We start from the raw sequence: 6,914 nt of genomic DNA on the forward strand, positions 1-6,914 counted from the left end.
AAAGTCGGCATGGTGAAGGTACGGCCGACTCAGGGCCGGACCGCCGGACGCCCGCATGACCGACGCCGCCCAAACCTCGACCGCAGGGGCCGCCCCGCGCCGCAGCAACGGCGTGCTCGCCGCCTTCTCGGCCGCCTGCCTGCCCTATGCCGCGCTCGGCCTGCCGGTCTACGTCACCCTGCCGGAATTCTACGCCAGCCACGTCGGCGTCGACCTCGCCGTGGTCGGGCTGGTGTTCCTGATCATCCGCATGGCCGACATCGTCATCGATCCGGCCCTCGGCATGGTCATCGACCGCACCAACAGCCGCTTCGGCCGCTACCGGCTGTGGATGGGTCTGGCGGCGCCGGTGCTGATGCTGGCGGTCGGCATGCTGTTCATGGCCCGGCCGGGCGCCGGCGCGGCCCACCTGACCCTGTGGCTGGTGGTTCTGTCGCTGGGCTTCTCGGTCAGCCTGCTGTCGCAGGTCAGCTGGGCCTCGGCCCTGTCCTCCGACTACGATCAGCGTTCGCGCATCTACGGCTGGTGGCAGACCGCCAACATCATCGGCGTGCTGGCGGTGCTGATGGTGCCGGTGCTGGTGCAGAACATGGGCTGGGGCGACTACGCCCGCGCGGTGCAGTGGCAGGGCTGGTTCATCATCATCGCCCTGCCCGTCTCCCTGGCCATCACCTTCGCCTTCACGCCGGAGCCGCCGCCCGGGCCGCCCGCCTCGGCCGAAAGCCGGTTCGCCTATCTGGCCCTGTTCAAACGGCCGGTGATCCAGCGCCTGCTGGGCGCGGACCTGGCGCTGGGCGTCGCGCGCGGCGTCGTCGGGGCCCTGTTCTTCTACTTCTTCGAGGCCGCGCGCGGCTTCGAGCGCGCCGAGACCTCGATCCTGCTGCTGGTCTATTTCGTCTTCGGCCTGTTCGGCGCCCCGGCGTGGAGCTGGCTGGCGGTGCGGCTGGGCAAGCACCGGGCGCTGATCTGGGCCTGCGTCTATTTCGCCGTGACCCTGATGCTCGCCGCCTTCCTGGCGCCGGTTCTGGTCGAACCGGTCCGAGGCGCGCTCGAGGCCGTGACCGGCGCCCCCGCCCCCTACGCCGACCTGCTGATGGCCGGGCTCATGGTCGCCCTGGTGGGCCTCGCCTTCGCCTCGGGCGACCTGCTGCTGCGGGCCATGATGGCCGACGTCAGCGATCAGGTGCGGCTCGACGACGGCGCCGACCGCACCGGCCTCCTGTTCTCGATCCTGACCGCCACCTCCAAGCTCGGCTACGCCGTCTCGGTCCTGACCTTCGCCGGCCTGCAGATGGCCGGCTTCGATCCGGGGCTGGGCGGCGGGAATTCCGGTCCGGCCCTGATGTGGCTGCAGATCATGTTCGCCGGCCTGCCGGCCCTGTGTCTGCTGCTCGCGGCCCTCGCCCTGCACCGCTATCCGCTGGACCAGACGCGCCACGCGGAAATCCGCGCCGCCCTTGAAGCGCGCGGGCCGGCGGGCCGGAAGGCCGGGGCATGACCGACGCCCGCGCCCGCCCCGTCGACCGCCTCAACGCCATCATGGTCCGGCTGCGCGACCCGGTCGGCGGCTGCCCCTGGGACGTCGAACAGACCTTCCAGACCATCGCCCCCTATACGCTCGAGGAGGCCTACGAGGTCGCCGACGCCATCGAGCGCGGCGACTGGGACGAGCTGAAGTCCGAACTGGGCGACCTGCTGTTCCAGGTCGTCTTCCACGCCCGCATGGCCGAGGAACAGGGACTGTTCGGCTTCGACGACGTGGCGAACGCCATCGCCGACAAGCTGGAGCGCCGCCACCCCCACGTCTTCGGCGACGAGGCCGCCAAGCCCGACGGCGCCGCCCAGAAGGCCCGCTGGGAGGACATCAAGGCCGCCGAACGCGTCGCCAAGGCCCAGCACGGCGTGCTCGACGACGTCCCCGTCGGACTGCCGGCCCTCGCCCGCGCCGCCAAGCTGACCAAACGCGCCGCCCGCGTCGGCTTCGACTGGCCCTCGACGGCCGAGGTGCTGGACAAGCTGGATGAGGAGGTCGCCGAGCTGAAGGCCGAGATCGTCGCCGGCGACCTCGACAAGGCCCGCGGCGAACTGGGCGATCTGCTGTTCGTCATGGCCAATCTCGCCCGCAAGCTGGGGGTCGAGCCCGAGGACGCCCTGCGCGGAACCAACGCCAAATTCGTCCGCCGCTTCGCCTTCATCGAGGCGGAACTGGCGAAGGCCGGGCGGACGCCAGAGCAGTCGGATCTCGCCGAGATGGACGGGCTGTGGAACGCGGCGAAGGCGGCGGAGCGGGGCTGAAGCCCCCTACTGCGCCACCCGGTCCTTGTTCATCCGCAAGCGGACCACCAGCCCCTGCGGGGCCCAGTCCTTCTCGATGTCGCCGTCCAGCTGGCGGGCCATGGCGCGCTCCACCATCTGGCTGCCATAGCCGCCCGGTCCCTCGGGCGGTTTCACCGGCGGCCCGCCCTGCTCCGTCCAGGCGATCACGATCTCCTTGTCGTGCGCCGAACAGGACACGTCCAGGGTTCCTGTCTCCGCCGAAAGGGCGCCGTACTTCAGCGAATTGGTCGCCAGTTCGTGGACGATCAGGGCCAGGGCGTTGGCCGCCTGCTCGCCCACGCCCATGCGCGGCACCGACACCCGGATGCGGCCGCTGAAGGCGCCGAGGTCGTCATAGGGCGCGAGCAGGACGGACAGGAGGTCGCCCAGCAGGGCCGCCTTGCCTTCTTCGCCCGGAAGCGGACGAACCAGGTCGTGGGCGCGCCCCAGGGCCGTCAGGCGCTGGGTCAGTTCCCGGGCCATGTCGCCGGTCGTATCCACCGAGCGGGAGGTGATGGCGGTCAGCCCCGAGGCGATGGCCAGCAGGTTCTTGACCCTGTGGCTCATCTCGCCGGCGAGCAGTTCGTGGCCTTCCTCGGCCTGTTTGCGGCCGGTCACGTCGATGAAGATGCCGAACATCTTGCGGCTGACCATGCCGAGGTCGTCGCCCTGGCCGCGGGCGGAGACCCAGCGGACATCGTCGTCGACCAGGATGCGGAAATCGATCTCATAGGGCCCGATGACCGCGCGGGTGGCGGCGAAGGCGGCCCGCACCCGGTCCCGGTCGGCCGGGTGAATGTGGGACGAGAGGTCTTCGAAGGTGACGTGGGGGCGAATCGGCATGCCCCAGAGTCCGAACGCCGCGTCGTCCATGGCGAAGGTGTCGTCGTCGACGTTCCAGGACCATAGCGCGACCCCGGCGGCCTCAAGCCCTCGTTGCAGATTGGCGGCGTCCCAGGTCGGCGCGCTCTTCTTCGTCTTCGACATTCACTGGCCCACGCTCAACCGCGTCGCGCGACCTTGCGCGACCATGCGTGAACACCCGATCCTAGCACGGACCGCCCCGGCGCGCGCGCCTGCCGCCTAGGCGGCCCCGGAAAACTGCCGCTCGAACCGCCCCAGCGCCGCCGGATGCAGGCGCACGACGACATGCGTCCGGCCCTCGGCGTCCGTCTCGCGCCCGGTGACCCGGCCGTTCTCGTACAGCCAGGCCAGGGCCTCGCCCTGAGACGGGTCCAGCACCAGCTCGGTCTCCGGGTCGTCGTCGATCAGGCCCGCGATGGTCTCGCGCAGGGGTTCGATCCCCTCCCCGGTCCAGGCCGATACCGCTACGGCCTTGCCCTGGCCCCGCAGCCGTTCGGCCTGGCCCAGCACGGCTTCGCGGGTATCGGCGTCCAGCAGGTCGATCTTGTTCCAGACCTCCAGCACCCGGCGCGTCTTGCCCTCGGGCGTCTCGATCTGTTTCAGCACCGCCTCGACATCCTTGCGCTGGGCGTCGCTGTCAGGTGAGGCGATGTCGCGCACATGCAGGATCAGATCGGCCTCGCCGACCTCCTCCAACGTGGCGCGGAAGCTCTCGACCAGTTCGTGCGGCAGATCCGAGATGAAGCCGACGGTGTCGGCCACGATGGCCGGCCGGCCCTGCGGCAGGCGGATGGTGCGCTGGGTGGTGTCGAGGGTGGCGAACAGCAGGTCCTTGGCCACCACGTCCGAACCGGTCAGCCGGTTGAACAGGGTCGACTTGCCGGCGTTGGTGTAGCCGACCAGGGCCACGGTCGGGAACGGGACCTTCTGGCGCTGCTTGCGGTGCAGGCCGCGCGTGCGGCGCACCTCCTCCAGCTCGGCCTTCAGCTTGACGATGCGGTCGGCGATCAGGCGGCGGTCGAGCTCGATCTGGGTCTCGCCGGGGCCGCCGGTCGAGCCGGTGCCGCCGCGCTGGCGCTCGAGGTGGGTCCAGGTGCGGACCAGCCGCGACCGCTCATAGTCCAGCCGGGCCAGCTCGACCTGGAGCCGGCCTTCCTTGGTCCGCGCCCGGCGGCCGAAGATCTCTAGGATCAGGCCGGTGCGGTCGATGACCTTGCAGTCCCAGGCCTTCTCCAGATTGCGCTGCTGGACCGGCGTCAGCTGGTCGTCGACGACCACGGCCTCGGCCTCGGCGGCCCGAACCAGGGACGCCAGCTCCTCGACCTTGCCCGAGCCGAACAGGGTCGCGGGCGCGGGCTTGCGGACGCGCACGATCTCCTCGGCGCGGACGTCGAGGTCCAGCGCCCGGGCGAGGCCGGCGGCCTCCTCCAGACGCTCGGTCGACAGCCGCGAACTCTCGCTCGCGCCGAAGCCCGAGCGTTCGGGGTGGATGACGATGGCCCGGATCAGCGGGACGGCGTGGTCGATCAGCGGGGTGGCCAAGGGGGCGTGCAGCTCTCTGGTGGGCAGGCGGGGGCCGATAGATAGGTACGTCAGCGCCGCGAGGCCATCCCCTCGAGGCTCAGTCCTCGTCGGCCTCGGGCTCGTACAGCTGCACCGGCGCCGACGGCATGATGGTCGAGATGGCGTGCTTGTAGACCAGCTGCGACTGGCCGTCGCGGCGCAGCAGCACACAGAAGTTGTCGAACCAGGTCACGATGCCCTGCAGCTTGACCCCGTTGACGAGGAAGATGGTCAGCGGCGTCTTGGTCTTGCGGACGCTGTTGAGGAAGGTGTCCTGAAGGTTCTTGGACTTGTCTTGCGACATGGCAGGTTCAGCCTGTTCTTGATTGTTTCGCCGGCCGGGGGGAGCGGACGGGACCGATCGACGCCGGCCGCTCACCTTACCCGCCCCTGCGGTCGTCGCAACGCCTAGATGGCGTCGCGGCGCGCCTGATCGAGATACAGAGCCCGCAATCGCGTCGCCACCGGCCCGGGCTTGCCGTCGCCGATCTTCGCCCCGTCGATCGACACCGCCGGCATCACGAAGCCGCTGGCCGAGGTATAGAAGGCCTCCCTCGCCCGCTTCGCCTCGTCGACCGAGAAGGCCCGCTCCTCGACCTCCAGCCCTTCTTCGGCGGCCATCCGCATCACCGCGGCGCGGGTGATGCCGTGCAGGATGTTGGACTGGGTGTCGCGGGTGCGCAGCTTGCCGTTCTCGTCGACGATCCAGGCGTTGGTCGAGGAGCCCTCGGTGACCAGCCCCATCTCGTCGACCATCCAGGCCTCGGCGGCCCCGCGCTCCTTGGCCGCCTGTTTGGCCAGCACATTGGGCAGCAGGCCGACCGTCTTGATGTCGCAGCGGCCCCAGCGGAGGTCCGGATGGGTGATGACGGCCACGCCCTTCGCCGCCGCGGCATTGCCCTTCGACAGCGGCAGGGAGCGGGCCGTGACGATGACACTCGGCGGCGTCCCCTCGGGCGGAAACGGATGGTCGCGCCGCGCCGTGCCGCGCGTCACCTGGATATAGACCAGGCCCTCGCGCACCCGGTTGCGTCGCACCGTCTCCTTCAGCACCCGCTCCAGCGCCTCGCGGGTCATCGGGATGGGGATGCGCAGTTCGTCCAGGCTGCGGTGCAGGCGGGTCATGTGGCCGTCGAAGTCGGCCATCCGCCCGTCGAATACCGACCAGACCTCATAGACTCCGTCCGCGAACTGGAATCCCCGGTCCTCGACGTGAACCGTGGCCTGGCCGTGAGCGACGTACTGGCCATTGACGTAGGCGACGCGGCTCATGCCTCGGCGGCTCCCTGTTCCTCATCGTCGATCGGGCCGCGCGAGGGCGACACGCCCAGCGACTTCAGCTTGCGATGCAGGGCCGACCGCTCCATGCCGATGAAGGCGGCCGTGCGCGAGATGTTGCCGCCGAAGCGCATGATCTGCGCCGCCAGATATTCGCGCTCGAACACCTCGCGGGCCTCGCGCAGCGGCAGGGCGATGATGCGCTCGGCGCCCAGCGAGCCCGAAGACCCGGCGTTGGTTGCTTCCTGAGGCAGGGCGTCGGCGCCGATCGGCTCGTCGGTGTCGCCGGTCGCCAGAATCAGCAACCGCTCGACGTTGTTCCTCAGCTGGCGGACATTGCCCGGCCACGGATGCACCTGCAGCACGGCGATGGCGTCATCCCCCAGCCGCCGGCGCGGCAGGCCCTGCGAGCTCGCCAGCGTCTCGATGAAATAGTCGACCAGTTCCTGGATGTCCTCGCGCCGTTCCGACAGCGCCGGCACCCGGATCGGCACCACGTTCAGCCGGTGGAACAGGTCCTCGCGGAAGCGGCCCTCGGCGATCTCCTGCTTCAGGTCCCGCGAGGTCGAGGTGATGACCCGCACGTCGACCTGCACGTCCTGCTCCCCGCCGACCCGGCGGAAGCGCTGTTCTACCAGCACGCGCAGGATTCGGCTCTGGCTCTCGCGCGGCATGTCGCCGACATCGTCCAGATAGAGGGTGCCGTTGTGAGCCCGCTCGAACACGCCGATCTTGCTCGGCCGGCCGTTGTGACCCTCTTCCCCGAACAGCGCGAGATCGAGCCGTTCCGGGGTCATGCCGGCCGCCGCGATGGCGACGAACTCGCCGCGGGCCCGGGCGCTCGCCTCGTGGATCTGGCGCGCCACCAGCTCCTTGCCGCTGCCCGGCGGCCC

Annotated in this window: 7 protein-coding genes; 2 read left to right on the plus strand and 5 right to left on the minus strand. The window is 70.2% G+C overall.

What is annotated here, in order from left to right; genetic code table 11:
- Positions 1 to 55 precede the first annotated feature (55 nt).
- Both RDU12_RS01230 and mazG read left to right on the plus strand, forming a co-directional pair.
- Positions 56 to 1,498: an MFS transporter gene (locus tag RDU12_RS01230; RefSeq protein WP_300289486.1), complete on the plus strand. Its 1,443-nt coding sequence runs from the start codon at positions 56 to 58 to the stop codon at positions 1,496 to 1,498.
- The gene (mazG, locus tag RDU12_RS01235; protein WP_300289487.1) at positions 1,495 to 2,295 is read left to right on the plus strand and encodes a nucleoside triphosphate pyrophosphohydrolase; all 801 of its coding nucleotides are present in this window, start codon (positions 1,495 to 1,497) and stop codon (positions 2,293 to 2,295) included. Before RDU12_RS01230 ends, mazG begins: the two co-directional genes overlap by 4 nt.
- A gap of 6 nt (positions 2,296 to 2,301) precedes the next feature.
- Here mazG and RDU12_RS01240 read toward each other — a convergent pair whose 3' ends face one another.
- The 5 genes from RDU12_RS01240 to RDU12_RS01260 all read right to left on the minus strand — a co-directional run.
- Entirely contained in the window at positions 2,302 to 3,303 is a 1,002-nt protein-coding gene (locus RDU12_RS01240) for a sensor histidine kinase (protein ID WP_300289489.1), read from the minus strand.
- A 96-nt stretch (positions 3,304 to 3,399) separates the two neighbouring features.
- On the minus strand, positions 3,400 to 4,722 hold the full coding sequence (gene hflX, locus RDU12_RS01245; RefSeq protein ID WP_300289491.1) for a GTPase HflX: 1,323 nt from the start codon (positions 4,720 to 4,722) through the stop codon (positions 3,400 to 3,402).
- Between the two features lie 79 nt (positions 4,723 to 4,801).
- Complete coding sequence (gene hfq, locus RDU12_RS01250) at positions 4,802 to 5,047, minus strand: RNA chaperone Hfq (RefSeq protein WP_055830158.1); 246 nt, start codon at positions 5,045 to 5,047, stop codon at positions 4,802 to 4,804.
- A 104-nt stretch (positions 5,048 to 5,151) separates the two neighbouring features.
- Positions 5,152 to 6,015 (minus strand): D-amino-acid transaminase, encoded by an 864-nt coding sequence (locus RDU12_RS01255; RefSeq protein WP_300289494.1) that lies wholly within the window; start codon positions 6,013 to 6,015, stop codon positions 5,152 to 5,154.
- Positions 6,012 to 6,914: sigma-54 dependent transcriptional regulator (locus tag RDU12_RS01260; protein WP_308683980.1), on the minus strand; the 903-nt coding region annotated here is incomplete at its 5' end. The genes RDU12_RS01260 and RDU12_RS01255, both read right to left, overlap by 4 nt.

The organism is Brevundimonas sp. (assembly GCF_031082345.1).
GTDB lineage: Bacteria > Pseudomonadota > Alphaproteobacteria > Caulobacterales > Caulobacteraceae > Brevundimonas.

Coding starts and splice junctions, on each gene's coding strand:
- mazG (WP_300289487.1), top strand. CDS start 1,495: ATGACCGACGCCCGCGCCCGCCCCGTCGACCGCCTCAACGCCATCATG.
- RDU12_RS01230 (WP_300289486.1), top strand. CDS start 56: ATGACCGACGCCGCCCAAACCTCGACCGCAGGGGCCGCCCCGCGCCGC.
- RDU12_RS01240 (WP_300289489.1), bottom strand. CDS start 3,303: ATGTCGAAGACGAAGAAGAGCGCGCCGACCTGGGACGCCGCCAATCTG.
- RDU12_RS01255 (WP_300289494.1), bottom strand. CDS start 6,015: ATGAGCCGCGTCGCCTACGTCAATGGCCAGTACGTCGCTCACGGCCAG.
- hfq (WP_055830158.1), bottom strand. CDS start 5,047: ATGTCGCAAGACAAGTCCAAGAACCTTCAGGACACCTTCCTCAACAGC.